Here is a 25,491-nt window from a genome sequence, read left to right on the forward strand (position 1 = left end):
GAATGTCAGGTGATCAAGCGGCCACAGTGCAAACGACTTCGGCGTCTTGCAGCAACGCCGGAAACGGCTCCGGCGGCGGCGCGTCGGTGAACAGGCGGTCGATTTGCGCCAGTGTGGCCAGTTGCACCATGGCTGGGCGGTTGAACTTGCTGAAGTCGGCCGCCAGCCAGACCTCGCGTGCGTGTTCGATGATGGTTTGCGCCACCTTCACTTCGCGGTAGTCGAAGTCGCGCAGGGAGCCATCGGGCTCGATGCCCGAGATGCCGATGAGCGCAATGTCCACCTTGAACTGGCGGATGAAGTCCACCGCCGCTTCGCCGACGATGCCCCGGTCGCGGGCGCGCACCACGCCGCCGGCCACGATGACCTCGCACTCGGGGTTGCCGCTCAGGATGGCGGCCACGTTCAGGTTGTTGGTGATCACGCGCAGGCCGCGGTGGTGCAGCAGGGCTTTGGCGATGGCCTCGGTGGTGGTGCCGATGTTCAGGATCAGCGAGCAGTCGTTGGGCACTTGTTCGGCCACAGCGCGCGCGATGCGGGCCTTTCCTTCGGCGTGCAGTGTCTCGCGCTGGGTGTGGGCCAGGTTTTCCACCGTGGAGCTGGGCACGCGCACGCCACCATGAAAGCGCGTGAGCAGGCCGGACTCGGCCAGGCGCTGCACGTCACGTCGCACGGTCTGCAGGGTCACGCCCAGGGTGTCTGCCAGTTGTTCCACCGTGGCGGATTTGCGCGCGCGGACTTCTTCGAGAAGCAGCAGTTGTCGGGGGTTCGTATTCACGCGAATCAATCGGCTTATGGGGTGGAGATACTTTAAATCGAACAAAAAGGAACTCATTAAGGGTAAACCTTGATTCGATACGATCAAAAAAGAACAAAAATGAACGCAATCGAAAACGAGGCACTTTGCTGCGTGCGCAGCAGAAAGCCAGATCCACACAGCCCCCAGGGGGCCATTAGAAAGGTTGCGTGATGCAGCTGGCACTGGACAGCATCAGCAAGAAGGTAGGGCCGCAGACTTGGCTCCACGACATGAGCCTGGCGCTGCACAGCGGCGCCGTCACGGTGCTGCTGGGCGCCACGCAGGCGGGCAAGACCAGCCTGATGCGCATCATGGCGGGGCTCGATACGCCCACGGCCGGGCGCGTGATGGTGGATGGCGTGGACGTGACCGGCATGCCAGTGCGCGACCGCAACGTGGCCATGGTGTACCAGCAGTTCATCAACTATCCCTCCATGAAGGTGGCGGCCAATATTGCGTCGCCCCTGAAGCTGCGCGGCGAAAAGAACATCGACGCCCGCGTGCGCGAAATTGCGAGCCGCCTGCACATCGACATGTTTCTCGACCGCTACCCGGCCGAGCTGTCGGGTGGGCAGCAGCAGCGCGTGGCGCTGGCCCGCGCCTTGGCCAAGGGTGCGCCGCTGATGCTGCTGGACGAACCGCTGGTGAACCTGGACTACAAGCTGCGTGAAGAGTTGCGCGAAGAACTGACCCAGCTGTTTGCTGCAGGCCAGTCCACCGTGGTGTATGCCACCACCGAGCCGGGCGAAGCCCTGCTGCTCGGCGGCTACACCGCTGTACTCGACGAAGGTCAGTTGCTGCAGTACGGCCCCACGGCCGAGGTGTTCCATGCGCCCAACTCGCTGCGTGTGGCGCGTGCCTTCAGCGACCCGCCCATGAATCTCATTGCCGCATCGGCGGTCCCAGGGGGTGTGCGCTTGGAGGGCGGCGCAGAACTGGCCGTGCCCCTGTCCCAAGGTGTGGCCACGGCGGCAGGGCTCACGGTGGGTGTGCGCGCCAGTGCGCTGCGCGTGGTGGCTCGCCCGGGCGACATCAGCGTGGGCGGAGTGGTCGAGCTGGCCGAAATTTCGGGCTCGGACACCTTTGTGCACGCGGCCACGCCCTGGGGCGACCTGGTGGCGCAGTTGACCGGGGTGCATTACTTTGAACTGGGCACGCCCATCACGCTGCACCTGGACCCGGCCCAGGCCTATGTGTTTGGTGCTGACGGCCGACTGGCATGGGCGCCCGCGCGCCCGAACGCTGTACAAGGAGGGCGTTGAGATGGCCCGCATCAGTCTGGATTTGGCGCATTCGTACAAGCCGAACCCGCAGCAGGACAGCGACTACGCGCTGCTGCCCCTGAAGATGGAGTTCGAGGATGGCGGTGCCTATGCGTTGCTGGGCCCCTCGGGCTGCGGCAAGACCACCATGCTCAACATCATGTCGGGCCTGCTCGTGCCCTCGCATGGCAAGGTGCTGTTTGATGGCCGCGACGTGACCCGCGCCAGCCCGCAGGAGCGCAACATTGCGCAGGTGTTCCAGTTTCCGGTGATCTACGACACCATGACGGTGGCCGAGAACCTGGCGTTTCCGCTGAAGAACCGCAAGGTGCCCGAGTCGCAGATCAAGCAGCGCGTGGGCGTGATTGCCGAGATGCTGGAGATGAGTCATCAGCTGAACCTGCGAGCCGCAGGGCTGTCAGCAGACCAGAAACAGAAGATTTCACTGGGCCGTGGCCTGGTGCGCGCCGATGTGGCGGCGGTGCTGTTCGACGAGCCGCTCACGGTGATCGACCCGCACCTCAAGTGGCAACTGCGGCGCAAGCTCAAGCAGATCCACCACGAGCTCAAGCTCACACTGATCTACGTGACGCACGACCAGGTCGAGGCATTGACCTTTGCGGACCAGGTGGTGGTCATGACGCGTGGCCGCGCTGTGCAGGTGGGCTCGGCCGATGCGCTGTTCGAGCGGCCCCAGCATGTGTTTGTGGGGCATTTCATTGGCTCCCCAGGCATGAACTTTTTGCCCGCGCAGGTGGACGCAGGCCAGCTCAGCATCGTCGGCCACCGCCTGCACGCCCCTGTGGGACGTGCTTTGCCGACGGGCACGGTGCAGGTGGGTATTCGGCCCGAATACTTGGCGCTGGCATCAGCAGAGCAACCCGGCGCCATTGCCTGCACGGTGGCGCAAGTGCAGGACATCGGCACCTACCTGATGTTGACCGCGAAGGTGGGCGAGCACACGCTCAAGGCCCGCTTCAGCCCCGAGACGCGACTGCCCTCGGCGGGCGACACGGTGTGGCTGCAGGTGCTGGGTGAGCACACCTGCTACTACCAGAATGAGGAGCTTTTGGCATGAGCACGACGACCAAGCCCGTGAACCAGAAGGCCTGGTTCCTGATCCTGCCGGTCATCATCTGCGTGGCCTTCTCGGCCATTCTTCCATTGATGACGGTGGTGAACTACTCGGTGCAGGACATCATCTCGCCCGAGCGCCGCGTGTTTGTGGGCACCGAATGGTTTGCCGCCGTGATGCGCGATGAGGAGCTGCACGCGGCCTTGTGGCGGCAGATCACCTTCTCGCTGGCTGTGTTGGCGGTGGAGATTCCGCTGGGCATCCTGCTGGCGCTGTCCATGCCCGCGCAGGGCTGGAAGTCGTCCGCCGTGCTGGTGGTGGTGGCGCTGTCGCTGTTGATTCCCTGGAACGTGGTGGGCACCATCTGGCAGATCTATGGCCGTGCCGATATTGGCCTGATGGGCCGGATGTTGCAGGAGATGGGCATTGAATACAGCTACACCGGCAACGCCACGCAGGCGTGGCTCACGGTGCTGCTGATGGATGTGTGGCACTGGACGCCGCTGGTCGCGCTGCTGGCCTTTGCCGGGTTGCGTTCCATCCCCGACGCGTATTACCAGGCAGCCCGCATCGACGGTGCGAGCAAGTTCGCGGTGTTCCGCTACATCCAGCTGCCCAAGATGCGCGGCGTGCTGATGATTGCGGTGCTGCTGCGCTTCATGGACAGTTTCATGATCTACACCGAGCCCTTCGTGCTCACGGGGGGCGGGCCGGGCAATGCGACCACGTTCCTCAGCCAGTACCTCACGACCAAGGCGGTCGGCCAGTTCGACCTGGGCCCTGCGGCCGCCTTCTCGCTGATCTATTTCTTCATCATCCTGCTGCTGTGTTTCATCCTCTACAACTGGATGCAGCGCGTGGGCACCGTCAGCGACGAAGGAGCCGGCCATGAATGAAAAACGTTTCCAGAAGCGCACGCTGTTCCTGATTGCGTACCTGCTGTTCGCGCTGTTGCCCATCTACTGGATGGTCAACATGAGCTTCAAGACGAACGAGGAGATCCTGTCGAGCTTCTCGTTCTTCCCGCAGAACTTCACCTGGGCCAACTACAAGACCATCTTCACCGATGCGTCCTGGTACTCGGGCTACATCAACAGCCTGATCTATGTGGCGATCAACACGGTGATTTCGCTCACCGTGGCGCTGCCCGCAGCCTATGCGTTCAGCCGCTACCAGTTCATGGGCGACAAGCATGTGTTCTTCTGGCTGCTGACCAACCGCATGACACCCCCGGCCGTGTTCTTGCTGCCGTTCTTCCAGCTCTACACCACCGTGGGGCTGATGGACACGCACATTGCCGTGGCGCTGGCCCACCTGTTGTTCAACGTGCCGCTGGCGGTGTGGATTCTGGAAGGCTTCATGAGTGGCATCCCGCGCGAGATTGACGAGACGGCCTACATCGATGGCTACAGCTTCCCGCGCTTTTTCATGACCATCTTCCTGCCGCTGATCAAGGCTGGTGTAGGCGTGGCGGCGTTCTTCTGCTTCATGTTCAGCTGGGTGGAGCTGCTGCTGGCCCGCACGCTGACCAGCGTGAACGCCAAGCCCATCGTGGCCACCATGACGCGCACCGTGAGTGCCTCGGGCATGGACTGGGCGACGCTGGCGGCGGCGGGGGTGCTGACCATCGTGCCGGGTGCCATCGTGATCTGGTTTGTGCGGCACTACATCGCGAAGGGTTTCGCGATGGGCCGGGTTTGAGGAGGCAGCGACATGTTTGACTGGATGGCCTGGACGCTGCCGGTGGCAGTGTTCTTTACGTGCATCGTGCTGATGCTGGTGGGCATGACGGTGTGGGAGCTCAAGTCGCCCACAACCATGCGCAAGGGTTTCCTGCCCCTGGAGACCACGCGCGGCGACCGGCTTTTTATCGGGCTGCTGTCGGCCGCCTACGTGAACCTGATCTTTGTGGGCATCAGCGGCAAGCTGGCCCAGTGGTTCAGCCTGCAGGGCGACCCGTCGATCTGGATCAGCTTTGTGGTGTCGATGGCGCTGCTGGCGCTGATCATGCGCAAGGGTTAAGGAAAAAATGGCCGTTTGCGCTTGATGGGTAAGCATTTGTAGCTATTGTTTTTGTAGTGTCGAAGGCCTGGCCTGGTTCCCCCCCGGGTTGGTGCCGGTCTACCAATGGGGGTCTCAATCTGAGAGGAGACAGCAATGAAGATGCAGTTCAAGGCGATCGCTTTCGCCGCCGCGGCTCTGGCGATGGGGCAGGCTGCCTGGGCCGGCGAGGCCGAGGCCAAGAAGTGGATCGACAGCGAATTCCAGCCATCCACGCTGAATAAAGACCAGCAGATGGCCGAGATGAAGTGGTTCATCGACGCAGCCAAAAAACTCCAGGCCAAGGGCGTGAAGGAAATTTCGGTGGTGTCCGAAACCATCACCACGCACGAATACGAATCCAAGACGCTGGCCAAGGCGTTCGAGGAAATCACCGGCATCAAGGTCAAGCACGACCTGATCCAGGAAGGCGACGTGGTCGAGAAGCTGCAGACCTCCATGCAGTCGGGCAAGTCCATCTATGACGGCTGGATCTCGGACTCGGACCTGATCGGCACGCACTACCGCTACGGCAAGATCCTGAACCTGACCGACTACATGGGCGCTGCGGGCAAGGAATGGACCAACCCCGGCATCGACCTCAAGGACTACATCGGTACAAAGTTCACGACCGGCCCCGATGGAAAGATGTACCAGCTGCCTGACCAGCAGTTTGCCAACCTGTACTGGTTCCGTGCCGATTTGTTCGACCGCAAGGACATCAAGGACAAGTTCAAGGCCAAGTACGGCTATGACCTGGGCGTTCCGCTGAACTGGTCGGCTTACGAAGACATCGCCGAGTTCTTCACCAACGATGTGAAGCAGATCGATGGCAAGCCGATCTATGGTCACATGGACTACGGCAAGAAGGACCCGTCGCTGGGCTGGCGCTTCACCGATGCCTGGCTGTCCATGGCGGGTACGGCCGACATCGGTGCGCCCAATGGCCTGCCGATCGACGAATGGGGCATCCGCGTGGCCGACGACAAGTGCACGCCCGTGGGCGCCAGCGTGGCCCGTGGCGGTGCGACCAACTCGCCCGCAGCCGTCTACGCCCTCACCAAGTACGTGGACTGGATGAAGAAATACGCGCCCAAGGAAGCCACGGGCATGACCTTTGGCGAGGCCGGCCCCGTGCCCGCCCAGGGCCAGATCGCGCAGCAGATCTTCTGGTACACCGCCTTCACGGCCGACATGACCAAGCCCGGTCTGCCCGTGGTGAATGCCGACGGCACGCCCAAGTGGCGCATGGCGCCCGGCCCGAACGGCCCGTACTGGAAGCAAGGCATGCAAAACGGCTACCAGGACGTGGGCAGCTGGACCTTCTTCAAGGACCACGACGCCAACAAGACGGCTGCCGCCTGGCTCTACGCACAGTTCGTGACGGCCAAGACCACGTCGCTGAAGAAGACCATGGTCGGACTGACCCCGATCCGCGAATCCGACATCCAGTCCAAGGCCATGACCGACATGGCGCCCAAGCTGGGTGGTCTGGTGGAGTTCTACCGCAGCCCTGCCCGTGTGGCGTGGTCGCCCACTGGCACCAATGTGCCCGACTACCCCAAGCTGGCCCAGCTCTGGTGGAAGAACGTAGCCCAGGCCGTGACGGGTGAAAAGACGCCCCAAGGCGCCATGGACACGCTGGCCGACGAGATGGACCAAGTGATGGCCCGTCTGGAACGCGCTGGGATGGCCCATTGCGCTCCCAAGCTCAACCCCAAGAGCGACACCGCCAAGTGGCTGAGCGACAAGCAAGCGCCGTGGGCCAAGTTGGCCAATGAGAAGCCAAAGGGCCAGACGATTGCGTACGGCACCTTGTTGCAGGCCTGGAAGGATGGCAAGGCGCGGTAAGCCTGTCTAACCCGCCGTCCTGCTTACTGTGACGATGCTTCAGGCAGCCGTGGCTCACAAGGTCTCTGGCTGCCTTTTCATTCAAGACCGTCCCCAGTGCCTTTGGAGGCCTGGGGCCGGATCTTCCCCCGAAGTGACAAAAATTCAAGGGTAAACCCTTATTTTTTGTTTCGCCCATGGACAATCACCCCATGACTACTGCCTCCGCTCCCCTTCCCACACGGCGTGCCGACCTCTTGGCGCGTTTGGCCCAGCCTCACCACTATGACCTGGCGGTGATTGGCGGTGGGGCTACAGGCCTGGGGGTGGCGCTGGATGCGGCGGCCCGAGGGTTCAGCGTGGTCTTGGTGGACTCGCATGACTTCGCCAAGGGAACCTCGTCCCGGGCGACCAAATTGGTACACGGCGGTGTTCGTTACCTGGCGCAAGGCAACATCGCACTGGTGCGCGAGGCGTTGCATGAGCGCACCACCTTGCTTCACAACGCGCCCCACTTGGCGCAACCCCTGCCGTTTGTGATGCCGTCATACCACTTTTGGGAGACGCCGTTTTACGGTATCGGCCTCAAGATGTACGACGCTTTGGCAGGGAAAGCGGGCTTGGGCGCCACCGAATTCATGGGGCGCGCACGCACATTGGAGTGTCTGCCCACGGCCCGCCCCGAAGGCCTCAAGGGTGGCGTTAAGTACTGGGACGGACAGTTTGATGACGCCCGTCTGGCTTTGGCCTTGGCGCGCACGGCCGCCAGCCTGGGCGCCCTGGTGGTCAACTACTGCCCTGCGCGGTCGTTGATTCACGAAGCTGGCAAGGTTGCAGGCTTTGTGTGTGAAGACGCAGACAGTGGCCAGCAGTTCACCGTGCGCGCGCGTACGGTTGTGAATGCCACCGGCGTATGGGTGGATGCCCTGCGCCAGATGGACGGAGAGGCCATAGGCCGCCCCGTCAAGCCCATTGTGGCGCCCAGCCAGGGGGTGCATATCGTGGTGGATCGGGAGTTTCTTCCGTCCGACCATGCCCTGATGGTTCCCAAGACGGCCGATGGCCGGGTCCTTTTTGCCGTGCCGTGGCTGGGAAAGCTCATTCTCGGGACCACCGACAGTCCGCGCCAGGACATCGTGCGTGAGCCGCAGCCTTTCCGGGAAGAGGTCCGGTTCATCCTGGACGAATCGGCGCGCTACCTCACCCGTGCGCCCAAGGTGGAAGACATCCGGAGTATCTGGGTGGGCCTGCGCCCGCTGGTGAAGCCTCAGGACGACGATGGTGACAACACCAAGAAAATCAGCCGCGAGCACACGGTGCTCGCCAGTCGCAGTGGCCTGATCACCGTGACGGGAGGCAAATGGACCACCTACCGCGCCATGGCCGAAGATGTGTTGCAAAAATGCTTCACCACGGGCCTGCTGCCGGAAAAACCGTCGGGTGTGACCAATCGTTTGCCCTTGGTGGGAACCCCTGAAGGGGCTGTTCAACATCGCATCAGTGATGCCCAGGGGCTGCACTCCTACGGGAGCGAGGCGGCGGTTGTCCGGGACATTGCCGGTGCGCACACCGATCTTGGTGGGGGGCTGACAGAAGCCATGGTGCGCTTTGCCGCCCGCTACGAATACGCCTGCACGGTAGAGGATGTGTTGGCCCGCCGCTCCCGGTTATTGTTCCTCGATGCCCGCAAGGCCATCGAGCTAGCCCCAGCGGTCGCTGACATCCTGCGTGCGGAGCTGGGTGCCGACCCCCACCTGGATGCCTTTTTGGAGCTGGCGCAACAGTATTTGCAGGTTCCGGCCTGATGGGGCGCTTGACTTCGTAAAAGTCTTTTGCAATAATCGAGGGCTTCGCGTTTCCTACGTGAAGTTTCTGCCCAGCGGGAAGTGCTGCAAATGGTTTGCGGTGCGGACGACGGGCCCAAGACTGACTGGCTGATTTGCAGCCCTTGAGAAGTTCTCTGGGGCTGTTGTCTTCTGGTGCAAGTTGGGAATATTGAAATGATCCAGACAGAATCTCGGTTAGAGGTTGCCGACAATACCGGCGCCAAGTCCGTCCTTTGCATCAAGGTGCTGGGTGGCTCGAAGCGTCGCTATGCAAGCGTTGGCGACATCATCAAGGTGAGCATCAAAGAAGCCGCTCCACGTGGCCGCGTCAAAAAAGGCGAGGTTTACAGTGCAGTGGTGGTTCGCACGGCGAAGGGTATTCGTCGCGGCGATGGTTCGCTCGTCAAATTCGATGGCAACGCCGCAGTGTTGCTGAATGCAAAGTTGGAGCCTATCGGCACCCGTATCTTTGGACCCGTGACGCGTGAACTGCGTACCGAGAAGTTCATGAAGATCGTGTCTCTGGCTCCTGAAGTTCTCTAAGGACGCGCCATGAACAAGATTCGCAAGGGCGACGAAGTCATCGTGCTGACCGGCCGTGACAAGGGCAAGCGCGGCACGGTGTCGCTGCGCAAGGATGACTCCTACGTGGTCATCGATGGCATCAACCTGGTCAAGAAGCACGCCAAGCCAAACCCCATGAAGGGTACGACGGGCGGCATCGTTGAAAAGTCCATGCCAATTCATCAGTCCAACGTGGCCATCTTCAATGCCGCTACGGGCAAGGCTGATCGCGTGGGCATCAAGGTGCAGGCTGACGGTTCGCGCATTCGCGTGTTCAAGTCCAGCGGTGCTGAAATCAAGGCGGCCTAAGGGGTAAACATGGCACGACTCCAAGAAATTTACCGCGACAAGATCGCTCCCGAACTGGCCAAACAGTTCGGCTACACCTCGCCGATGCAGGTTCCCCGTCTGACCAAGATCACGCTGAACATGGGCGTGAGCGAGGCAGTCTCGGACAAGAAGGTGATGGACAACGCTGTGGCTGACCTGACCAAGATTGCTGGTCAAAAGCCTGTGGTGACCAAGGCCAAGAAAGCTATCGCTGGTTTCAAGATCCGCGAAGGCCAAGCCATTGGTTGCATGGTCACGCTGCGTGGCGTGCAGATGTATGAGTTCCTGGACCGTTTCGTGACCGTGGCTCTGCCTCGCGTTCGTGACTTCCGTGGTATCTCTGGTCGCGCGTTCGACGGTCGTGGCAACTACAACATCGGCGTCAAAGAACAGATCATCTTCCCTGAGATTGAGTACGACAAGGTCGATGCCTTGCGCGGCCTCAATATCAGCATCACCACGACGGCCAAGTCCGACGAAGAAGCCAAGGCGCTTCTCGCTGGTTTCCGTTTCCCGTTCAAGAACTGAGGCGAAGCATGGCTAAAGTAGCTTTGATCCAGCGCGAACTGAAGCGCGAAAAACTGGCAGCCAAGTACGCAACCAAGTATGCGGAGCTGAAGGCAATCGCTGGCGATGCCAAGCGCAGCGATGAAGAGCGCGATGCAGCCCGCCTGGGCCTGCAAAAGCTCCCTCGCAACGCCAACCCGACGCGTCAGCGCAACCGTTGTGAAATCACCGGTCGTCCACGTGGCACCTTCCGTCAATTCGGTCTGGCTCGCGCCAAGATCCGCGAACTGGCTTTTGCAGGCGACATCCCCGGTGTCACCAAAGCCAGCTGGTAAGCAGGCAGGAGAGATTAAACATGAGCATGAGTGATCCCATCGCTGACTTGCTGACCCGCATCCGTAATGCACAGATGGTCGCCAAGGCCACGGTTCTGGTGCCTTCTTCCAAAGTGAAGATTGCCATCGCCCAGGTGCTGAAGGACGAAGGTTATATCGACGGCTTCCAGGTGAAAACCGAAGCCGGCAAGTCGGAACTCGAAATTGCCCTGAAGTACTACGCAGGTCGCCCCGTGATTGAGCGCATTGAGCGTGTCAGTCGCCCTGGCCTGCGTGTCTACAAAGGCCGTGATTCCATTCCACAAGTCATGAACGGTCTGGGTGTGGCAATTGTCACGACGCCCAAGGGCGTGATGACTGATCGCAAGGCGCGTGCTACCGGTGTCGGTGGCGAAGTGCTCTGCTACGTGGCCTAACCCGCGGCATTGAGGAGAAACTGAAATGTCCCGAGTAGGAAAAATGCCCGTGACCATCCCCGCAGGCGTGGATGTGTCCGTGAAAGATGACCAGATCTCTGTCAAGGGTACTGGTGGCGCTCTGTCGCTGGCGCAAAACGCGCTGGTGAAAGTGTCCAGCAATGACGGCAAGCTCAGCTTTGAGCCTGCTAACGAATCCCGCGAAGCCAATGCCATGAGCGGCACGATTCGCCAGTTGGTCAACAACATGGTGGTCGGTGTCAGCAAAGGCTTTGAAAAGAAGCTGAGCCTGGTAGGCGTGGGCTACAAAGCCGCTGCCTCAGGCTCTAAGCTGAATCTGGCTGTTGGCTATTCGCATCCGGTCAATATCGAAATGCCCGCAGGCATCACGGTTGCCACCCCGACGCCCACGGAAGTGGTGATCAAGGGTGCTGATCGTCAGCGTGTCGGTCAGATCGCTGCTGAGATTCGTGCTGTTCGTCCACCTGAGCCCTACAAGGGCAAGGGTATCCGCTACGCGGACGAAAAGATCACGATCAAAGAGACCAAGAAGAAATAAGGAGCTGCAACATGTTGACCAAGAAAGAGCAGCGTCTTCGTCGTTCGCGCCAGACCCGCATCCGCATTGCACAGCAAGGCGTGGCACGTCTCACGGTGAACCGTACGAACCTCCATATCTACGCCAGTGTGATCTCCGGCGACGGCAGCAAGGTGCTGGCAAGTGCATCCACGGCGGAAGCCGACGTGCGCAAGTCGCTCGGCGGTTCGGGCAAGGGTGGCAATGCCGCAGCAGCCCAGATCATCGGCAAGCGTATCGCTGAAAAAGCGAAGGCTGCAGGTGTCGAGAAGGTTGCATTTGATCGCGCAGGCTTTGCCTACCACGGTCGCGTCAAGGCTTTGGCCGACGCAGCCCGTGAAGCTGGCCTGCAGTTCTAAGCGGAGCGGAATACAAAATGGCTAAATTTCAACCCAAAGTGCAGAACGAAGGTCAAGACGACGGTCTGCGCGAAAAAATGATCGCGGTCAACCGCGTGACCAAAGTCGTGAAGGGTGGCCGTATTCTCGGTTTCGCCGCACTGACGGTGGTTGGCGACGGTGATGGCCGCGTGGGCATGGGCAAGGGCAAGTCAAAAGAGGTGCCAGCTGCCGTGCAAAAGGCTATGGAAGAAGCTCGTCGCAACATGGTCAAGGTCTCGTTGAAGAACGGCACCATCCACCACAATGTGACCGGCCACCATGGCGCTGCTGTTGTGATGATGGCACCTGCTCCAAAGGGTACCGGCATCATCGCTGGCGGCCCTATGCGTGCAGTTTTTGAAGTGTTGGGTGTGACTGACATCGTGGCCAAGAGCCATGGTTCGTCCAATCCCTACAACATGGTCCGTGCAACGTTTGACGCGCTCGTCAATTCGACCACCCCGTCGAATGTGGCGGCCAAGCGCGGCAAGACAGTCGAAGACATCTTCGCCTGAACCGGAGCTTGAAAATGACAACGCAACAAACCGTCAAGATTCAACTGGTGCGCAGCCCGATTGGCACCAAGGAATCGCACCGCGCCACCGTTCGTGGCCTGGGTCTGCGCAAGCTCAACAGCGTGAGCGAACTGCAGGATTCGCCCGAAGTGCGCGGCATGATTAACAAGATCAGCTATCTGGTCAAAGTCCTCTGAGAGATAGATCATGGAACTCAATAGCATCAAGCCCGCAGACGGCGCCAAGCATGCCAAGCGCCGCGTAGGCCGTGGTATCGGCTCCGGCCTGGGCAAGACCGCTGGCCGTGGTCACAAGGGTCAGAAGTCTCGTGCCGGTGGCTACCACAAGGTTGGTTTTGAAGGCGGTCAAATGCCTTTGCAACGCCGCTTGCCCAAGCGTGGTTTCAAGTCGCACTTGCTCAAGTTCAACGCAGAAGTGACGCTGACGGCATTGGATCAACTCGGCCTGGCCGAAGTGGATGTCCTCGCTCTGAAGCAAGCAGGCCTGGTTGGCGAATTGGCCAAGGTGGTGAAGGTCATCAAGAGCGGTTCCCTGACCAAGGCTGTCAAGCTCAATGGCGTGGGTGCTACGGCTGGTGCCAAAGCAGCGATTGAAGCTGCTGGCGGCAGCGTCGCCTGAGTGTGGCTCTGAAGGAAGGCATCTGTGGCTACTAGCGCGGCTCAAATTGCAAAGACCGGGAAATTCGGCGACCTCCGTCGTCGTCTGGTTTTTCTGTTGCTTGCGCTGGTCGTGTACCGCATTGGGGCTCATATCCCTGTGCCAGGCATCGATCCAGCCCAACTCCAGCAGCTCTTCAGTGGCCAGCAAGGCGGCATCCTGAATCTGTTCAACATGTTCTCCGGTGGTGCGCTGTCGCGCTTCACGGTTTTCGCTCTGGGGATCATGCCGTACATTTCGGCGTCGATCATCATGCAGCTGATGACCTATGTGGTTCCCACATTCGAGCAGTTGAAAAAGGAAGGCGAAGCCGGTCGCAGGAAGATCACTCAGTACACCCGCTATGGCACGTTGGGCTTGGCCCTGTTCCAGTCGCTGGGAATTGCCGTAGCGCTGGAAAGCTCTGCTGGTTTGGTCCTGAGCCCCGGTTTCGGGTTCCGCATGACCGCTGTGGTCAGCTTGACGGCTGGCACGATGTTCCTGATGTGGCTGGGTGAGCAGATCACAGAGCGTGGCTTGGGGAACGGGATCTCGATCCTGATCTTTGCGGGCATTGCCGCTGGTTTGCCTAGTTCGATCGGTGGCCTTCTGGAGTTGGTTCGTACGGGTGCCATGAGCATTCTGGCCGCTATCTTCATCGTCCTCGTCGTTGGTCTGGTGACTTACTTCGTGGTGTTTGTCGAGCGGGGTCAGCGCAAGATACTGGTGAATTACGCTCGTCGGCAAGTAGGCAACAAGGTTTATGGTGGTCAATCGTCTCACCTGCCCCTGAAGCTGAACATGGCAGGCGTGATTCCTCCGATCTTTGCCTCGTCGATCATTCTGCTGCCGGCAACGGTGGTGAACTGGTTCAGTGCAGGTGAATCGATGCGCTGGTTGAAGGATATCTCGGGTGCGTTGACTCCTGGTCAGCCTATCTACGTGATGTTCTATGCTGCAGCCATCATCTTCTTCTGCTTTTTCTACACGGCTCTGGTATTCAACAGCCGTGAAACTGCAGACAACCTGAAGAAGAGCGGTGCGTTCATTCCAGGCATTCGCCCAGGTGAACAGACGGCCCGTTATATCGACAAGATCCTGGTGCGCCTGACATTGGCAGGCGCTGTGTACATCACCTTCGTGTGCTTGCTGCCAGAGTTCCTGATCTTGAAGTACAACGTTCCGTTCTATTTTGGTGGAACCTCGCTGTTGATCATTGTGGTGGTGACCATGGACTTCATGGCCCAGGTTCAGAACTACATGATGTCGCAACAGTATGAGTCGCTGCTCAAGAAAGCCAATTTCAAGGGCAACGCAGGCGGTTGATGATGAGGAAGGCAGTGCTGCACTTGCGACACTGCCTGCAAGGAACTGAATATCGGTTGAGTTGGCGCCCCACGATTTTTCGCGGGCACAAATTGTGTTCCGTGCGAAGCAGCCGGGACGGATGGAAAAGTTTTAGGAGAATGCAATGAGAGTTTCGGCTTCGGTCAAAAAAATCTGCCGCAACTGCAAGATCATCCGCCGCAAGGGTGTGGTGCGCGTGATCTGCACGGATCTGCGTCACAAGCAGCGCCAAGGTTGATTGGAAAGTATTAGAGGACGCATATGGCACGTATCGCTGGCATTAACATTCCGCCGCACAAGCACGCGGAAATCGGTTTGACCGCCATTTTTGGCATTGGTCGCACCCGCGCTCGCAAGATTTGCGAAGCAACTGGTATCGCTTACTCCAAGAAGATCAAAGATCTGACGGACGGCGATCTGGAAAAAATTCGCGAGCAAATCGAGCAGTTCACCATTGAGGGTGACCTGCGCCGCGAAACCACGATGAACATCAAGCGTTTGATGGACATCGGCTGCTATCGTGGCTTCCGCCATCGCCGCGGTCTGCCAATGCGTGGTCAGCGCACCCGTACCAATGCTCGCACTCGCAAGGGTCCGCGCAAGGGTGCAGCTGCACTGAAGAAATAAAGATTGAAAGATCATCATGGCTAAGTCTCCTGCCAATAACGCAGCTCAGCGCGTTCGCAAGAAGGTCCGGAAGAACGTTTCGGACGGTATTGCACACGTGCACGCCTCGTTCAACAACACCATCATCACGATCACCGATCGCCAAGGCAATGCCTTGTCGTGGGCATCGTCCGGTGGACAAGGTTTCAAGGGTTCGCGCAAGTCCACCCCATTCGCAGCCCAAGTGGCTTCGGAAGTGGCCGGCCGCGCTGCCATCGATCAAGGTATCAAGAACCTTGACGTTGAAATCAAGGGTCCCGGTCCTGGCCGTGAATCTTCGGTCCGCGCACTGGGTGCCCTGGGCATCCGCATCACGTCGATTTCTGACGTGACGCCAGTGCCGCACAACGGCTGCCGCCCTCAGAAGCGTCGTCGTATCTAATCTCTCTAAGCCCACCGCCGCCTGTGAACGCGCAAGCGCCTCAGGCGGCTCCCGCAATGGTTTGCGGCAGATGACACAAAGGAAGCTCAAGTGGCACGTTACCTCGGCCCCAAGGCCAAACTCTCCCGCCGTGAAGGCACGGACCTGTTCCTGAAGAGCGCCCGTCGCTCGATCGCCGACAAGTCCAAGTTCGACTCCAAGCCTGGTCAACACGGCCGCACCTCGGGTGCCCGTACCTCTGACTACGGTCTGCAACTGCGCGAAAAGCAGAAGGTCAAGCGCATGTACGGCGTGCTGGAAAAGCAATTCCGCCGTTACTTCGAAGCCGCTGAAGGCAAGAAGGGCAATACCGGCGCCAACCTGCTGTTCCTGCTGGAATCCCGCCTCGACAACGTCGTGTACCGCATGGGTTTCGGTTCGACCCGCGCTGAAGCCCGTCAGCTGGTGTCGCACAAGGCGATTACCGTGAACGGCAAGTCCGTGAACATTGCTTCCTACCTCGTGAAGACGGGTGACGTTGTGGCTGTGCGCGAAAAGTCGAAGAAGCAAAACCGCGTTGTGGAAGCCCTGCAACTGGCCGCACAAGTGGGTATGCCCGCCTGGGTGGAAGTGAATGCCGACAAGGCTGAAGGCATCTTCAAGAAGGTGCCTGACCGTGATGAGTTTGGCGCCGACATCAACGAATCCCTGATCGTTGAGTTGTATTCGCGCTAATCGCTCGGTACATATTTCGAGAAAACCGTCCCTGAACCGCGAGGCATCGCGGTTTAGGCGCTTCACCAGCCTTACCGGTGTAACGAGCTGGGGGTATTGAGAGGAAGTCTGAATGCAAACCAATTTGCTGAAACCCAAGGCGATCAATGTCGAGCAGCTTGGCCACAATCGTGCCAAGGTCGCACTGGAGCCGTTCGAGCGTGGGTACGGCCACACGCTGGGCAACGCCATCCGGCGCGTCCTGCTCTCGTCCATGGTGGGTTACGCAGCGACGGAAGTCACCATTGCAGGCGTTCTGCACGAGTACTCGTCCATCGATGGCGTTCAGGAAGATGTGGTCAACATCCTCTTGAACCTCAAGGGCGTGGTGTTCAAGCTGCACAACCGCGACGAAGTCACGCTGAGCCTGCGCAAGGATGGCGAAGGCGTGGTCACCGCGCGCGACATCCAGACGCCCCATGACGTCGAGATCGTCAACCCCGATCACGTGATTGCCAACCTGTCGGCAGGCGGCAAGCTGGACATGCAGATCAAGGTCGAGAAGGGCCGCGGCTACGTGCCTGGCAGCCTGCGCCGTTATGCTGACGAATCGACCAAGTCGATCGGCCGCATCGTGCTGGATGCTTCGTTCTCGCCCGTCAAGCGCGTGAGCTACACCGTGGAAAGCGCTCGCGTCGAGCAGCGTACCGACCTGGACAAGCTGGTGGTCGAGATCGAAACCAATGGTGCCATCACTGCCGAAGACGCAGTGCGTGCATCGGCCAAGATCCTGGTGGAACAGCTGGCTGTGTTTGCACAGCTGGAAGGTGGCGAGCTGGCTGCGTTCGACGCACCTGCAGGCCCACGCGGCAATGCCACGTTCGATCCGATCCTGCTGCGCCCTGTGGACGAGCTGGAACTGACCGTGCGTTCCGCCAACTGCCTGAAGGCCGAGAACATCTACTACATCGGTGACCTGATCCAGCGCACCGAGAATGAGCTGCTCAAGACCCCTAACCTGGGCCGCAAGTCGCTCAACGAGATCAAGGAAGTGCTCGCATCGCGTGGTCTCACGCTGGGCATGAAACTGGAAAACTGGCCACCAGCTGGCTTGGACAAGCGTTAAGTTATAATTTTCGGTTCCCCGCCGGGAACAGTGCCTCGGGCAGTACCTGATACGGCTGCCTGATTTAATTACTCAAAGGAAAGCACCATGCGCCACGGACACGGCCTCCGCAAACTCAACCGTACCAGCTCGCACCGCCTCGCGATGCTGCAGAACATGATGAATTCGCTCATCGAGCACGAAGTCATCAAGACCACCGTTCCCAAGGCCAAGGAACTGCGCCGCGTGATCGAGCCCATGATCACCCTGGCCAAGGAAGACTCCGTAGCAAACCGCCGTCTGGCATTCAACCGCTTGCGCGACCGTGATAGCGTGACCAAGCTCTTCAATGACCTGGGCCCTCGTTTCAAGGTGCGTCCCGGTGGCTACACCCGTATTCTGAAGATGGGCTTCCGTGTGGGCGATAACGCTCCCATGGCGCTGGTCGAATTGGTCGACCGTGCTGCTGAAACCGAAAATAATTCGGCAGCAGCTGAATAATGGGGTATAATTTATTTCTTACCGCGCGATGGAGCAGTCTGGTAGCTCGTTGGGCTCATAACCCAAAGGTCGGAGGTTCAAATCCTTCTCGCGCAACCAACATGGCAGGCCTCTGCTGAACAAAACGCCCACTACACAGTGGGCGTTTTTGTTTCTGCCTCTCGGACCGTGCGGGATTGGCACTCTGGCTTGCCAGGTGATTTCTTCCAACCCGGCAAATGGCCTTTCATGTCGCCGTCATCCGGCATGGCATGTTTTCACAAACGAGGGCCTGGCCCTGGGCTATCGGGGGAGCCTTGGTGTTTGCCGCAGGGCTGATCACAGCAGCTCCATGAGTTGGCTGACTGAGGCCGAGTTTTGTTGAGAGGCTGCAAAAAGCTGCCTTAACCTGACCCCTCGGCGATCCTGAGCCCGCCTGGAGGTCTTCGATCGTGGAGTCCTGCGCGGGGTGGCACCCGGCAAACTCATTTCCCGAACAGATCTGCCTTGGCAGCCTTGGTGATTGCTGCCACGCAGGGGTGCGTGATGCGTCGCTCCACAGAAATCGCAAAAAACTCCTCGACCAGTTCCGTCGTGCGGCCGATCACTTCGACACCAAACTGTGCGGTGGTTTCCTCATCCAGAACGGTCGGGGACGTGAAAACGCCACGGCCTTCGCGGCCGAAAGCATTCATCAACGCACTGTCGTCGAACTCACCCACGAGCCGTGGCTGCAATTGGTATTTGTTAAACCAGTGATCGAGCTGTTGGCGCACGGAAGACATGGGGCCTTGGATGAGCATGGGGGCGCCCTGGAGGCATTGGGGAAAGGACCCCTGTAGCTGCGTCTTCAGGCCAGGAGCGCAAAAAAAACTCATCCCACTGGTTCCTAGCGGGTGGTTGAACGCCTTGACGCCGATTTTTTTGGAAACGGGTTCATCGGCCAGCACCAGATCGAGTTTGTGCAGGCTCAGTTGGGCGATGAGTTCTGGAAATTTTCCTTCCTGGCAGGTCATGTGCACCTGTTCAGGCATGCCCAAGGCGGGTTCCAGAAGGTGATAGGCCACGGACTTCGCGATCGAGTCTGCAACCCCCGCGCGAAATTCCAGCGGTTTGGCGTGGCCGCGGGAGAGGCGGATCGATTTTTCCAGCTCGTCCCCCAGCGTAAAAATCTGCTCCGCGTAACCCAGGGCGACACGACCCTCGCTGGTGAGCTCCAGCCCACGCCCCCGCTTGCGAAAGAGGTCGTGGCCTAGCCATTCCTCCAGCTGTTTGATCTGCCCAGAAAGCGTCTGGGGCGTGGTGTGCAGCTGCTCGCCTGCCCGCATCACCCCTCCGGCCTTTGCAACCGTCCAGAAATACCGCAGATGCTTGAAGTTCATGGTGATAAATGCTTCGTAAAAAACGATCAATCAACGTTGATAAAACGAATATACGCGAAGTATTAAACCGCCTACATTGAACGCTTGGCCCCTTTCCGCAGCCATTGGTGTTGCGGTCTGGAACTGTCAACGTTCACAAGGAGTAGCAACGATGCGGATTACCACCCGAGGACAACTTGCGGTATCGGCAATGACCGACCTGGCGCTGCGCCAGAAGATGCGGCCGGTAGCGCTTTCGACGATCAGCGCCCGGCAGGGTACCTCGCTGTCGTACCTGGAGCAGCTGTTCAGCGCCTTGCGCCGTGCCGGGCTCGTGGACAGCACACGCGGCCCGGGTGGCGGTTACACCCTTGCTCGAAACACAGACCAGATCTCAGTGGCCGAGATCATCCTGGCCGTCGAGAACCTCAAGACCGACGATCTGCAGAGCCTGGGTGCCGGCCAGGCTGCGCAAGTGAAGTCGATGACGGGCGAACTCTGGTCCACCTTCAACGCACGGGTGATGGAGTACTTGCAGTCGGTGACTTTGCAAGACCTTGTGGCGCAGCAGCATGCCAAGGGGGTGGTGGCCGAGGAGATGGCCCCTGCTGCCCCCCGCCCCAAGCTGAGCGCCAAGCCGCGCCCCTTGATGGCGCGGGTGGGCGTGCCCAACTCGGTGTTCGCACTGGGCTCGATCCCGCTGCTGCAACGCCGTTAAGACCGCACACCGGTTGCGCTCTGCAGTTGCGGGCGCATGCCAGTGCTCCGGGGGCGGCCTTGGCCCGCCCTCCATCATTTTTGCGTGCGCGGGGCGGCTACAGCTGCTGTGCGAGCTGCTTGATTCCCCGGATCAGCATCTCTACCGAGATGGCGACCAGGATCAGGCCCATCAGGCGTTCAAACGCCATCACCACACGTTCGCCCACCAGGCGCTGGATGCGTTCTGCCATCAGCAACACCACGGCGCACACGGCCATGGTGACGCACAGCGCGCCCACCCATTCCCAGCGGCGTTCCGGCGCCTGGGCTACCAGCAGCATGACGGTGGCCAGCGCTGAGGGGCCCGCCAAGGCAGGGATGGCCAGCGGCACGATCAAGGGTTCACCCGGCAGCTCCGCCTGTGGGCCGTCAGCCGACGGAAAAATCATGCGCAGCGCGATCAGAAACAGCACCACCGCACCCGCAATCTGCAACGACAAATCGCTCAGGTTCATCACCTGCAGAAACTGCGCCCCGAAAAACAGAAACACCAGCAGCAGCGCAAACGCAATCAGCACCTCCCGCAGGATCACCCGCGCCCGGCGCTCGGGCGCCACGCCGCGCAGGGCGTTGGCAAAGATGGGGATGTTGCCCAGCGGATCGGTGATCAGCAGGAGCAGGATGGTGGCGGACGCGAAGGTGTAGCTCACGATGCGTACACCGCGTCCAGTGAGCGAAAGCCCTTGATCTCGATCGGATTGCCGCTGGGGTCGTGGAAGAACATTGTCCACTGTTCGCCGGGCTGGCCCTCAAAGCGCACCTGCGGATCCAGCACGAAGGTGGTGCCGGCGGCCTTCAGCCGTGCGGCCAGCGCATGCCAGTCGGGCAATTCCATGATGGCGCCAAAGTGCGGCATGGGTACCAGGTGGTCGCCCACATGGCCGGTGCGGGCACTGGCAAACGGGGTGCCCAAGTGCAACGAGATCTGGTGGCCGAAAAAATCGAAGTCCACCCAGGTATCGGTGCTTCGGCCTTCCTGGCAACCGAGCACGCCGCCATAAAAGCGGCGCGCGGCATCCAGGTCGGTGACGTGAAAGGCGAGGTGAAAGAGGCTGCGCATCCCGCAAAGGATAGCAGCCAAGGCTGCGCTGCGGGCGCGGCCTGGAGGCCTGTCAGGCGACAGACGGGTCGGCGGCCATGTTGTCAAATTTCTTGAAATACTGGCGCGCCATGGCCACCAGTTGGGCGTCGGTCGGGTGGTCTGCAGCCACAGAGTCCACCACCACATCGGCCACCGCAGCATGGTGCTTGGCCGCCCAGTCGCGGAACTGGTTGCGTACCAGGCCCGGGCCAGCCAGCAGCACTTCACGCGTGTCGGCCAAGGCCTGGGCGACGTCAGCAAAGAAAGCGGTGAGGTCGTCGGCTTTGCCCTGGTGCTTGTGGTGGCTGCGGGACTTGATGCGCTGGGCCTCGGCATGCTCGCGGTCGAACATCACCACGTGGGCTTCGGACTGGTCCATCCAGACTACTGCGTGAAAAGTGCTCATGAATCGGCTTTCTTGAAGTGACGAAAAAAACGGGGAAAGAAGGGAAAAGGGGCCTGAATGCGTGAGCGAACTTACGCAGCACGGCGGTGTTGCTCGGCCTTTTCCTGGCAATGCACGCAGCGTGCGGCCTCGGGCGTGGCGTGCAGGCGTGCGGCGGTGATGTGGGTGCCACAGTCTGTGCATTCGCCGTACGTACCCGCTTCAATGCGGGCCAAAGCGGCTTCCACGGCGGCCAGGTGGGTTGTTTCGCGCTCGTCCAGCGCAAACTCCAGTTCACGCTCGGTGGCGAGTTGGGCACGCGGGTCCTCGGGCTGACCAAAGTGGTCGGCAGCGGCCTCGGCGCGGCCGATGACGCCCCCGCGCTGCGCGGCCAACTGGGCCAGCAGCTCGGATTGCTGGGCCAGCAATTGTTGGCGGAATGGGGCGGCCTGGGTCTTGTCCATGCGGTGTCTCCTCAAGGGTGATCGGATACCTGCATGGTGCGCTTGTGCGCGATGACCTCGGTTGACCAAGGTCAAGGGATGAAGACCCAGCGCCTGGGGGCGGGTTTAGAACAGGGTCTTAGCGCTTGGGCGGCCGCGCCAGCATTTCAGCGGTGTTGGTCTTGCGATCGGCGTTCACGCGCTGCACGTGGGGGCGCTCTGCCATGCGCGTGAGGTACTCGCGCACAGGCAGATCGGCCAGGTAGTCGCGGCCATAGATGATCTTGGTGGCCGAGCTGACCAGCGGCAGGTGCACGATGGCGGCGCAGTCGGCCAGGGTGAAGGCGTCGCCGCCCACGTAGGGGCTGAACTTCGCAAGCTGACCGAAGGCGGCAATGTTTTTCTCAAGCTGCGCTCCCACCTTTTCCTTGGCGGTGTCGCTCACGGTTCCGCCAAAAAACGCCTGGGGATACAGGTTGCGTGCCACCAGCTCCAGATGCAACTCCAGAAAGGTGATCAGCTCGCGCACCTTGGCGGCCTGGTAGGGGTTGGCGGGGATCAGCGCTGGCTGTGGGTGGGCTGCCTCGATGTAGTCCGCCATCACGGCCGATTCGCACAGCGGCCCCTCGGGCGTGCGCAGGTAGGGCACCTTGCCCAGCGGGCTGGCGCTGCGGTCGGTCTCGCCCACCCAGGCCAGTTCTTCGGTGAAGGGCAGGCCCTTTTCGAGCAAGGCGAGTTTGATCTTGTTGTAGTAGTTGCTGGCCGAAAAGCCGCAGAGTGTGAGCATGGTGGCGTCTCCGTTGTGGTGGTGAATGCAGCACGCATCCTAGGTGGGGGCGGGGGCGCAGTCCGTCGCGCAGATGACCCCGGTCAAGGGGGGCGCACCCAGGCCCCCTACAATTCGCACCCATGCCCTCCCTGCAAACCATTCGCAGCCTTCGCTGGCTCGCCCGCCTTGTGCTGGCGTGGTTTGTGTTGTCGATCGGCGTGGCGGTAGCGTCGCCGCTGGTCAATCCGCAGGCGATGGAACTGATCTGTTCGGGCTCGGGCGCCATGAAGCTGCTGGTCAAGACCGATGACGGTGCCAAGGAGATGTCCAGCCACACGCTGGACTGCCCCCTGTGCGCGCACGTCGGCGCTCCGCCTCCCGTGTCGCAAGCCCAGCTGCCTGTGGTCCACCCCCTGGCGCATGCCCTGCGCCCCATTCCTGCCGCGCACATTGCTGCGCGCACCGCCGCGCCGCTGCCGCCGCGTGGGCCCCCGGTCTTCTCCTGAAATCGCTATATTTTTAATAGCTGTTCGCGCTTGATAGATAAGCGCTAGCGGCCTATTTGGCTTGAAATTCAGGAGTTCCCATGCGCAAAAGTCGCATGGCGCTGGCCGTGGCCAGTGCCTTTCCCCTCGCACTCTGCGTGGGTGTTTCCGCGTTGGCCCAGACCGTCGACAGCGCCGGCAACAGCAATGCCCCCGTCAAGGAACTGGGCGTTGTCACCATCAGCGGCGGCCAGCCCACCTCGCTGCCCACGCAGATTCCCACCACCATCGAGGGCGTGACGCGCGAGCAGATCGAGCATTCGATCAACGCCACCGACAGCGAAGACGCCCTCAAGTACCTGCCCAGCCTGCTGGTGCGCAAGCGCTACATCGGCGACTACAACCACGCCGTGTTGTCCACGCGCGCCTCGGGCACGGGCAACCCGGCGCGGTCCATGGTGTTTGCCGACGGCATTTTGCTCAGCAACTACCTGGGCAACGGCCCCACCAACGCGCCGCGCTGGATGCTGGTCACGCCCGAGGAGATCGAGCGCGTGGACGTGCTCTACGGCCCGTTTTCGGCCGCCTACGCAGGCAACTCGGTGGGCGCGGTGGTGGACTACGTCACGCGCATGCCCACAAAGTTCGAGGCCCACGGGCAGGTCAGCGTTCAGCATCAGCCGTTCGATTTGTACGGCACCAACGCCACCTACGCTGGCAAGCAGGTCAGCGCATCCGTCGGCAACAAGAACGGCGACTGGTCCTGGTTCCTCAACTTCAACAAGACCGACAGCGAAGGCCAGCCGCTCACCTTCCCCACGCGCCTCGTGTCCGCTGGTACCGTGGGCAATGCGGGCACGCCGGTGACGGGCGCGGTGCCTGGGCTCAACCGCAGCAACCAGCCCTGGTACCTGCTGGGCACGGCCACGCAGTACCACACGCAGCAAGACCACATCAAGGCCAAGATCGCCTACGACTTTTCGCCCACCGTGCGTGCGGCCTACACCCTGGGCTGGTGGCACAACGAATCCGAGGGGCGCCCCACCAGCTACCTGCGCGACGCCAATGGCAATGCGGTGTACGGCGGCACGGTCAACATCAACGGTCGCTCGTTTGCGCTGGCGCCCACGGACTTCAACGTCTCCAACGAAGACCTCACGCACTTCATGCACGGGCTCTCGGTCAAGAGCAATACCAAGGGCGCGTTCGACTGGGAGGTGGCCGCCAGCCTGTATGACTACCAGACCGACACCCTGCGCGCTGCCACCGTCGCGCTGCCTGCGGCGCTGAACGGCGGGGCAGGGCGCATCGTCAACAGCAAGGGCACGGGCTGGAACACCCTGGCCGCCAAGGGCACCTGGCGGCCCGATGGGGTGCAGGGCGCGCACATTGTGGACTTTGGCCTGCAGCGCGACAGCTACCAATTGCGAACGGTGGAGAACGCCACGACGAACTGGATCAACGGCGCTGCAGGCGCCCGCACCCAGGCCTTCAACGGCGACACCCAACTGCTGGGCCTGTGGGCGCAAGACACCTGGAAGATCGCGCCGAAGTGGAAGGCCGTGCTCGGCGCACGCGCCGAACGCTGGAGCGCCAGCAACGGCCAGACCGGCAACGCCACCACCACCGTGGGCCACCCCGAGCGCAACGAAACCTATGTGTCGCCCAAGGCTGCGGTGGCCTACCAGGCCAATGACCTGTGGGTGCTCAAGGCCTCTACCGGCCGTGCGGTGCGCATGCCTACCGTGTCCGAGCTGTACCAGGGTGGCATCAGTGGCAGCGGCACGCTGATCAACAACGACCCGAACCTGAAGCCTGAAAAAAGCTGGACCACCGAGCTGACCGCCGAGCGCGATATGGGCAATGGCCTGCTGCGCCTCACAGCGTTCTTTGAGCGCACGAAAGACGCGTTGTACTCCCAGACCAATGTGCTCGTCACACCCAACGTGACCAACGTGCAGAACGTGGACGCCATCGCTACCCGTGGCATTGAGCTGTCGTACCAGGCTGCCAACGTCTTCGTACGCGGGCTGGAGTTGGGCAGCAGCCTGACCTGGACGGACTCCAAGATCACCCGCAACGACAAGTTCCCTGCCAGCGTGGGCAAATGGCAACCTCGCATCCCCGAGTGGCGCGCCACTGCCGTGGCCACCTACCGGCCGGACAACACCTGGTCATACACCCTGGGCGCGCGCTACAGCGGCCGGCAGTACAGCACGCTGGACAACACCGATGTGAACGGCTTTGCCTACCAGGGCGCCAGCCGCTACTTCACCACCGATGTGCGCGTGCGCTACCAGATCACCAAGCAGGTCAGCGCAGCTGTGGGCATCGACAACCTGAACAACTACCAGTTCTGGAACTTCCACCCCTACCCGCAGCGCACTTACCTCGCTGAACTCAAGGTAAGCCTCTGAAAGGA

The 25,491-nt window shown here is 60.9% G+C and carries 34 protein-coding genes and 1 tRNA gene; 28 read left to right on the forward strand and 7 right to left on the reverse strand.

The features are described from left to right. Positions 1–13: 13 nt before the first annotated feature. Positions 14–778: a DeoR/GlpR family DNA-binding transcription regulator gene (locus ACODS0_RS09445; RefSeq protein ID WP_055395745.1), complete on the reverse strand. Its 765-nt coding sequence runs from the start codon at positions 776–778 to the stop codon at positions 14–16. A 191-nt stretch (positions 779–969) separates the two neighbouring features. On the opposite strand from ACODS0_RS09445, the gene ACODS0_RS09450 reads away from it, so the two are divergent. The 25 genes from ACODS0_RS09450 to ACODS0_RS09570 all read left to right on the forward strand — a co-directional run bounded on the left by ACODS0_RS09450 (position 970) and on the right by ACODS0_RS09570 (position 17,906). Next, entirely contained in the window at positions 970–2,061 is a 1,092-nt protein-coding gene (locus ACODS0_RS09450; protein ID WP_218301478.1) for an ABC transporter ATP-binding protein, read from the forward strand. A 1-nt stretch (position 2,062) separates the two neighbouring features. Then, on the forward strand, positions 2,063–3,139 hold the full coding sequence (locus ACODS0_RS09455; RefSeq protein WP_488834520.1) for an ABC transporter ATP-binding protein: 1,077 nt from the start codon (positions 2,063–2,065) through the stop codon (positions 3,137–3,139). Further along, complete coding sequence (locus ACODS0_RS09460; protein WP_100408926.1) at positions 3,136–4,032, forward strand: carbohydrate ABC transporter permease; 897 nt, start codon at positions 3,136–3,138, stop codon at positions 4,030–4,032. Before ACODS0_RS09455 ends, ACODS0_RS09460 begins: the two co-directional genes overlap by 4 nt. Continuing rightward, positions 4,025–4,837 (forward strand): carbohydrate ABC transporter permease, encoded by an 813-nt coding sequence (locus ACODS0_RS09465; RefSeq protein ID WP_055395662.1) that lies wholly within the window; start codon positions 4,025–4,027, stop codon positions 4,835–4,837. The genes ACODS0_RS09460 and ACODS0_RS09465 overlap by 8 nt, the downstream gene beginning before the upstream one ends. A gap of 12 nt (positions 4,838–4,849) precedes the next feature. Continuing rightward, positions 4,850–5,158, forward strand: a complete 309-nt coding sequence (locus ACODS0_RS09470; protein ID WP_055395664.1) for a DUF2160 domain-containing protein — start codon at positions 4,850–4,852, stop codon at positions 5,156–5,158. 135 nt (positions 5,159–5,293) lie between these two features. Continuing rightward, positions 5,294–7,027, forward strand: a complete 1,734-nt coding sequence (locus ACODS0_RS09475; RefSeq protein ID WP_055395667.1) for an ABC transporter substrate-binding protein — start codon at positions 5,294–5,296, stop codon at positions 7,025–7,027. A gap of 191 nt (positions 7,028–7,218) precedes the next feature. Continuing rightward, a complete protein-coding gene (locus tag ACODS0_RS09480; RefSeq protein WP_431151001.1) occupies positions 7,219–8,811 on the forward strand; it encodes a glycerol-3-phosphate dehydrogenase/oxidase in 1,593 nt (530 codons plus the stop codon). A 195-nt stretch (positions 8,812–9,006) separates the two neighbouring features. Further along, positions 9,007–9,375 carry a 50S ribosomal protein L14 gene (rplN, locus tag ACODS0_RS09485; protein WP_007861702.1) on the forward strand — a complete coding sequence of 123 codons (369 nt, stop codon included), beginning with the start codon at positions 9,007–9,009 and terminating at the stop codon, positions 9,373–9,375. A 9-nt stretch (positions 9,376–9,384) separates the two neighbouring features. Continuing rightward, positions 9,385–9,705: a 50S ribosomal protein L24 gene (gene rplX / locus ACODS0_RS09490; protein ID WP_055395669.1), complete on the forward strand. Its 321-nt coding sequence runs from the start codon at positions 9,385–9,387 to the stop codon at positions 9,703–9,705. Between the two features lie 9 nt (positions 9,706–9,714). Further along, positions 9,715–10,254: a 50S ribosomal protein L5 gene (gene rplE / locus ACODS0_RS09495; protein ID WP_055395671.1), complete on the forward strand. Its 540-nt coding sequence runs from the start codon at positions 9,715–9,717 to the stop codon at positions 10,252–10,254. A gap of 8 nt (positions 10,255–10,262) precedes the next feature. Next, positions 10,263–10,568 (forward strand): 30S ribosomal protein S14, encoded by a 306-nt coding sequence (rpsN, locus tag ACODS0_RS09500; protein WP_007861712.1) that lies wholly within the window; start codon positions 10,263–10,265, stop codon positions 10,566–10,568. A 20-nt stretch (positions 10,569–10,588) separates the two neighbouring features. Further along, positions 10,589–10,984 (forward strand): 30S ribosomal protein S8, encoded by a 396-nt coding sequence (rpsH, locus tag ACODS0_RS09505; protein ID WP_008906523.1) that lies wholly within the window; start codon positions 10,589–10,591, stop codon positions 10,982–10,984. 25 nt (positions 10,985–11,009) lie between these two features. Beyond that, positions 11,010–11,543, forward strand: coding sequence for a 50S ribosomal protein L6 (gene rplF, locus ACODS0_RS09510; protein WP_055395675.1), 534 nt, complete (start codon positions 11,010–11,012; stop codon positions 11,541–11,543). 11 nt (positions 11,544–11,554) lie between these two features. After that, positions 11,555–11,920 (forward strand): 50S ribosomal protein L18, encoded by a 366-nt coding sequence (gene rplR / locus ACODS0_RS09515; RefSeq protein ID WP_005793639.1) that lies wholly within the window; start codon positions 11,555–11,557, stop codon positions 11,918–11,920. Positions 11,921–11,937: 17 nt separating this feature from the next. Further along, positions 11,938–12,456: a 30S ribosomal protein S5 gene (gene rpsE, locus ACODS0_RS09520; protein WP_008906520.1), complete on the forward strand. Its 519-nt coding sequence runs from the start codon at positions 11,938–11,940 to the stop codon at positions 12,454–12,456. 14 nt (positions 12,457–12,470) lie between these two features. Beyond that, a complete protein-coding gene (gene rpmD / locus ACODS0_RS09525; RefSeq protein ID WP_007861725.1) occupies positions 12,471–12,653 on the forward strand; it encodes a 50S ribosomal protein L30 in 183 nt (60 codons plus the stop codon). Positions 12,654–12,663: 10 nt separating this feature from the next. Beyond that, a complete protein-coding gene (gene rplO, locus ACODS0_RS09530; RefSeq protein ID WP_055395677.1) occupies positions 12,664–13,095 on the forward strand; it encodes a 50S ribosomal protein L15 in 432 nt (143 codons plus the stop codon). 24 nt (positions 13,096–13,119) lie between these two features. Continuing rightward, on the forward strand, positions 13,120–14,439 hold the full coding sequence (gene secY, locus ACODS0_RS09535; RefSeq protein WP_055395679.1) for a preprotein translocase subunit SecY: 1,320 nt from the start codon (positions 13,120–13,122) through the stop codon (positions 14,437–14,439). 145 nt (positions 14,440–14,584) lie between these two features. Next, on the forward strand, positions 14,585–14,698 hold the full coding sequence (gene rpmJ, locus ACODS0_RS09540) for a 50S ribosomal protein L36 (protein WP_005793651.1): 114 nt from the start codon (positions 14,585–14,587) through the stop codon (positions 14,696–14,698). Between the two features lie 23 nt (positions 14,699–14,721). After that, on the forward strand, positions 14,722–15,087 hold the full coding sequence (rpsM, locus tag ACODS0_RS09545; protein WP_008906516.1) for a 30S ribosomal protein S13: 366 nt from the start codon (positions 14,722–14,724) through the stop codon (positions 15,085–15,087). A gap of 16 nt (positions 15,088–15,103) precedes the next feature. Beyond that, positions 15,104–15,508 carry a 30S ribosomal protein S11 gene (gene rpsK, locus ACODS0_RS09550; RefSeq protein WP_005793662.1) on the forward strand — a complete coding sequence of 135 codons (405 nt, stop codon included), beginning with the start codon at positions 15,104–15,106 and terminating at the stop codon, positions 15,506–15,508. A 90-nt stretch (positions 15,509–15,598) separates the two neighbouring features. After that, positions 15,599–16,222, forward strand: a complete 624-nt coding sequence (rpsD, locus tag ACODS0_RS09555) for a 30S ribosomal protein S4 (protein ID WP_055395681.1) — start codon at positions 15,599–15,601, stop codon at positions 16,220–16,222. Between the two features lie 112 nt (positions 16,223–16,334). Beyond that, positions 16,335–17,327, forward strand: a complete 993-nt coding sequence (locus ACODS0_RS09560; protein WP_008906514.1) for a DNA-directed RNA polymerase subunit alpha — start codon at positions 16,335–16,337, stop codon at positions 17,325–17,327. Between the two features lie 87 nt (positions 17,328–17,414). Then, complete coding sequence (rplQ, locus tag ACODS0_RS09565; RefSeq protein WP_008906513.1) at positions 17,415–17,807, forward strand: 50S ribosomal protein L17; 393 nt, start codon at positions 17,415–17,417, stop codon at positions 17,805–17,807. 22 nt (positions 17,808–17,829) lie between these two features. Further along, positions 17,830–17,906: transfer RNA gene (locus ACODS0_RS09570), tRNA-Met, on the forward strand. Between the two features lie 365 nt (positions 17,907–18,271). Here the strand turns inward: ACODS0_RS09570 and nhaR are convergent. After that, positions 18,272–19,168 (reverse strand): transcriptional activator NhaR, encoded by an 897-nt coding sequence (gene nhaR, locus ACODS0_RS09575; RefSeq protein WP_488834531.1) that lies wholly within the window; start codon positions 19,166–19,168, stop codon positions 18,272–18,274. 151 nt (positions 19,169–19,319) lie between these two features. Between nhaR and ACODS0_RS09580 the strand changes: the two genes are divergently transcribed. Then, complete coding sequence (locus ACODS0_RS09580; protein ID WP_055395341.1) at positions 19,320–19,865, forward strand: Rrf2 family transcriptional regulator; 546 nt, start codon at positions 19,320–19,322, stop codon at positions 19,863–19,865. Between the two features lie 97 nt (positions 19,866–19,962). Here ACODS0_RS09580 and ACODS0_RS09585 read toward each other — a convergent pair whose 3' ends face one another. From ACODS0_RS09585 to ACODS0_RS09605, 5 genes are all read right to left on the reverse strand, one after another. Then, complete coding sequence (locus ACODS0_RS09585; protein WP_055395343.1) at positions 19,963–20,556, reverse strand: MarC family protein; 594 nt, start codon at positions 20,554–20,556, stop codon at positions 19,963–19,965. Continuing rightward, on the reverse strand, positions 20,553–20,966 hold the full coding sequence (locus ACODS0_RS09590; RefSeq protein WP_055395344.1) for a VOC family protein: 414 nt from the start codon (positions 20,964–20,966) through the stop codon (positions 20,553–20,555). The genes ACODS0_RS09585 and ACODS0_RS09590 overlap by 4 nt, the downstream gene beginning before the upstream one ends. A 52-nt stretch (positions 20,967–21,018) precedes the next feature. Further along, positions 21,019–21,393 (reverse strand): hypothetical protein, encoded by a 375-nt coding sequence (locus tag ACODS0_RS09595; protein WP_121421387.1) that lies wholly within the window; start codon positions 21,391–21,393, stop codon positions 21,019–21,021. Between the two features lie 71 nt (positions 21,394–21,464). Next, positions 21,465–21,836 carry a TraR/DksA family transcriptional regulator gene (locus tag ACODS0_RS09600; protein WP_055395348.1) on the reverse strand — a complete coding sequence of 124 codons (372 nt, stop codon included), beginning with the start codon at positions 21,834–21,836 and terminating at the stop codon, positions 21,465–21,467. Between the two features lie 118 nt (positions 21,837–21,954). Further along, positions 21,955–22,602 (reverse strand): glutathione S-transferase, encoded by a 648-nt coding sequence (locus ACODS0_RS09605; protein ID WP_055395350.1) that lies wholly within the window; start codon positions 22,600–22,602, stop codon positions 21,955–21,957. A 122-nt stretch (positions 22,603–22,724) separates the two neighbouring features. On the opposite strand from ACODS0_RS09605, the gene ACODS0_RS09610 reads away from it, so the two are divergent. Continuing rightward, positions 22,725–23,090 carry a DUF2946 family protein gene (locus ACODS0_RS09610; RefSeq protein ID WP_488834537.1) on the forward strand — a complete coding sequence of 122 codons (366 nt, stop codon included), beginning with the start codon at positions 22,725–22,727 and terminating at the stop codon, positions 23,088–23,090. 80 nt (positions 23,091–23,170) lie between these two features. Beyond that, positions 23,171–25,486, forward strand: coding sequence for a TonB-dependent receptor (locus tag ACODS0_RS09615; protein ID WP_488834539.1), 2,316 nt, complete (start codon positions 23,171–23,173; stop codon positions 25,484–25,486). The last annotated feature ends 5 nt before the right edge of the window (positions 25,487–25,491 follow it).

Source organism: Acidovorax sp. FG60, from assembly GCF_057808995.1.

Excerpts from the sequence above, each read along its gene's own strand:
- ACODS0_RS09450 (WP_218301478.1), top strand. The coding sequence starts at position 970 with ATGCAGCTGGCACTGGACAGCATCAGCAAGAAGGTAGGGCCGCAGACT.
- ACODS0_RS09455 (WP_488834520.1), top strand. The coding sequence starts at position 2,063 with ATGGCCCGCATCAGTCTGGATTTGGCGCATTCGTACAAGCCGAACCCG.
- ACODS0_RS09460 (WP_100408926.1), top strand. The coding sequence starts at position 3,136 with ATGAGCACGACGACCAAGCCCGTGAACCAGAAGGCCTGGTTCCTGATC.
- ACODS0_RS09465 (WP_055395662.1), top strand. The coding sequence starts at position 4,025 with ATGAATGAAAAACGTTTCCAGAAGCGCACGCTGTTCCTGATTGCGTAC.
- ACODS0_RS09470 (WP_055395664.1), top strand. The coding sequence starts at position 4,850 with ATGTTTGACTGGATGGCCTGGACGCTGCCGGTGGCAGTGTTCTTTACG.
- ACODS0_RS09475 (WP_055395667.1), top strand. The coding sequence starts at position 5,294 with ATGAAGATGCAGTTCAAGGCGATCGCTTTCGCCGCCGCGGCTCTGGCG.
- ACODS0_RS09480 (WP_431151001.1), top strand. The coding sequence starts at position 7,219 with ATGACTACTGCCTCCGCTCCCCTTCCCACACGGCGTGCCGACCTCTTG.
- rplN (WP_007861702.1), top strand. The coding sequence starts at position 9,007 with ATGATCCAGACAGAATCTCGGTTAGAGGTTGCCGACAATACCGGCGCC.
- rplX (WP_055395669.1), top strand. The coding sequence starts at position 9,385 with ATGAACAAGATTCGCAAGGGCGACGAAGTCATCGTGCTGACCGGCCGT.
- rplE (WP_055395671.1), top strand. The coding sequence starts at position 9,715 with ATGGCACGACTCCAAGAAATTTACCGCGACAAGATCGCTCCCGAACTG.
- rpsN (WP_007861712.1), top strand. The coding sequence starts at position 10,263 with ATGGCTAAAGTAGCTTTGATCCAGCGCGAACTGAAGCGCGAAAAACTG.
- rpsH (WP_008906523.1), top strand. The coding sequence starts at position 10,589 with ATGAGCATGAGTGATCCCATCGCTGACTTGCTGACCCGCATCCGTAAT.
- rplF (WP_055395675.1), top strand. The coding sequence starts at position 11,010 with ATGTCCCGAGTAGGAAAAATGCCCGTGACCATCCCCGCAGGCGTGGAT.
- rplR (WP_005793639.1), top strand. The coding sequence starts at position 11,555 with ATGTTGACCAAGAAAGAGCAGCGTCTTCGTCGTTCGCGCCAGACCCGC.
- rpsE (WP_008906520.1), top strand. The coding sequence starts at position 11,938 with ATGGCTAAATTTCAACCCAAAGTGCAGAACGAAGGTCAAGACGACGGT.
- rpmD (WP_007861725.1), top strand. The coding sequence starts at position 12,471 with ATGACAACGCAACAAACCGTCAAGATTCAACTGGTGCGCAGCCCGATT.
- rplO (WP_055395677.1), top strand. The coding sequence starts at position 12,664 with ATGGAACTCAATAGCATCAAGCCCGCAGACGGCGCCAAGCATGCCAAG.
- rpmJ (WP_005793651.1), top strand. The coding sequence starts at position 14,585 with ATGAGAGTTTCGGCTTCGGTCAAAAAAATCTGCCGCAACTGCAAGATC.
- rpsM (WP_008906516.1), top strand. The coding sequence starts at position 14,722 with ATGGCACGTATCGCTGGCATTAACATTCCGCCGCACAAGCACGCGGAA.
- rpsK (WP_005793662.1), top strand. The coding sequence starts at position 15,104 with ATGGCTAAGTCTCCTGCCAATAACGCAGCTCAGCGCGTTCGCAAGAAG.
- ACODS0_RS09560 (WP_008906514.1), top strand. The coding sequence starts at position 16,335 with ATGCAAACCAATTTGCTGAAACCCAAGGCGATCAATGTCGAGCAGCTT.
- rplQ (WP_008906513.1), top strand. The coding sequence starts at position 17,415 with ATGCGCCACGGACACGGCCTCCGCAAACTCAACCGTACCAGCTCGCAC.
- nhaR (WP_488834531.1), bottom strand. The coding sequence starts at position 19,168 with ATGAACTTCAAGCATCTGCGGTATTTCTGGACGGTTGCAAAGGCCGGA.
- ACODS0_RS09580 (WP_055395341.1), top strand. The coding sequence starts at position 19,320 with ATGCGGATTACCACCCGAGGACAACTTGCGGTATCGGCAATGACCGAC.
- ACODS0_RS09590 (WP_055395344.1), bottom strand. The coding sequence starts at position 20,966 with ATGCGCAGCCTCTTTCACCTCGCCTTTCACGTCACCGACCTGGATGCC.
- ACODS0_RS09595 (WP_121421387.1), bottom strand. The coding sequence starts at position 21,393 with ATGAGCACTTTTCACGCAGTAGTCTGGATGGACCAGTCCGAAGCCCAC.
- ACODS0_RS09600 (WP_055395348.1), bottom strand. The coding sequence starts at position 21,836 with ATGGACAAGACCCAGGCCGCCCCATTCCGCCAACAATTGCTGGCCCAG.
- ACODS0_RS09605 (WP_055395350.1), bottom strand. The coding sequence starts at position 22,602 with ATGCTCACACTCTGCGGCTTTTCGGCCAGCAACTACTACAACAAGATC.
- ACODS0_RS09610 (WP_488834537.1), top strand. The coding sequence starts at position 22,725 with ATGCCCTCCCTGCAAACCATTCGCAGCCTTCGCTGGCTCGCCCGCCTT.
- ACODS0_RS09615 (WP_488834539.1), top strand. The coding sequence starts at position 23,171 with ATGCGCAAAAGTCGCATGGCGCTGGCCGTGGCCAGTGCCTTTCCCCTC.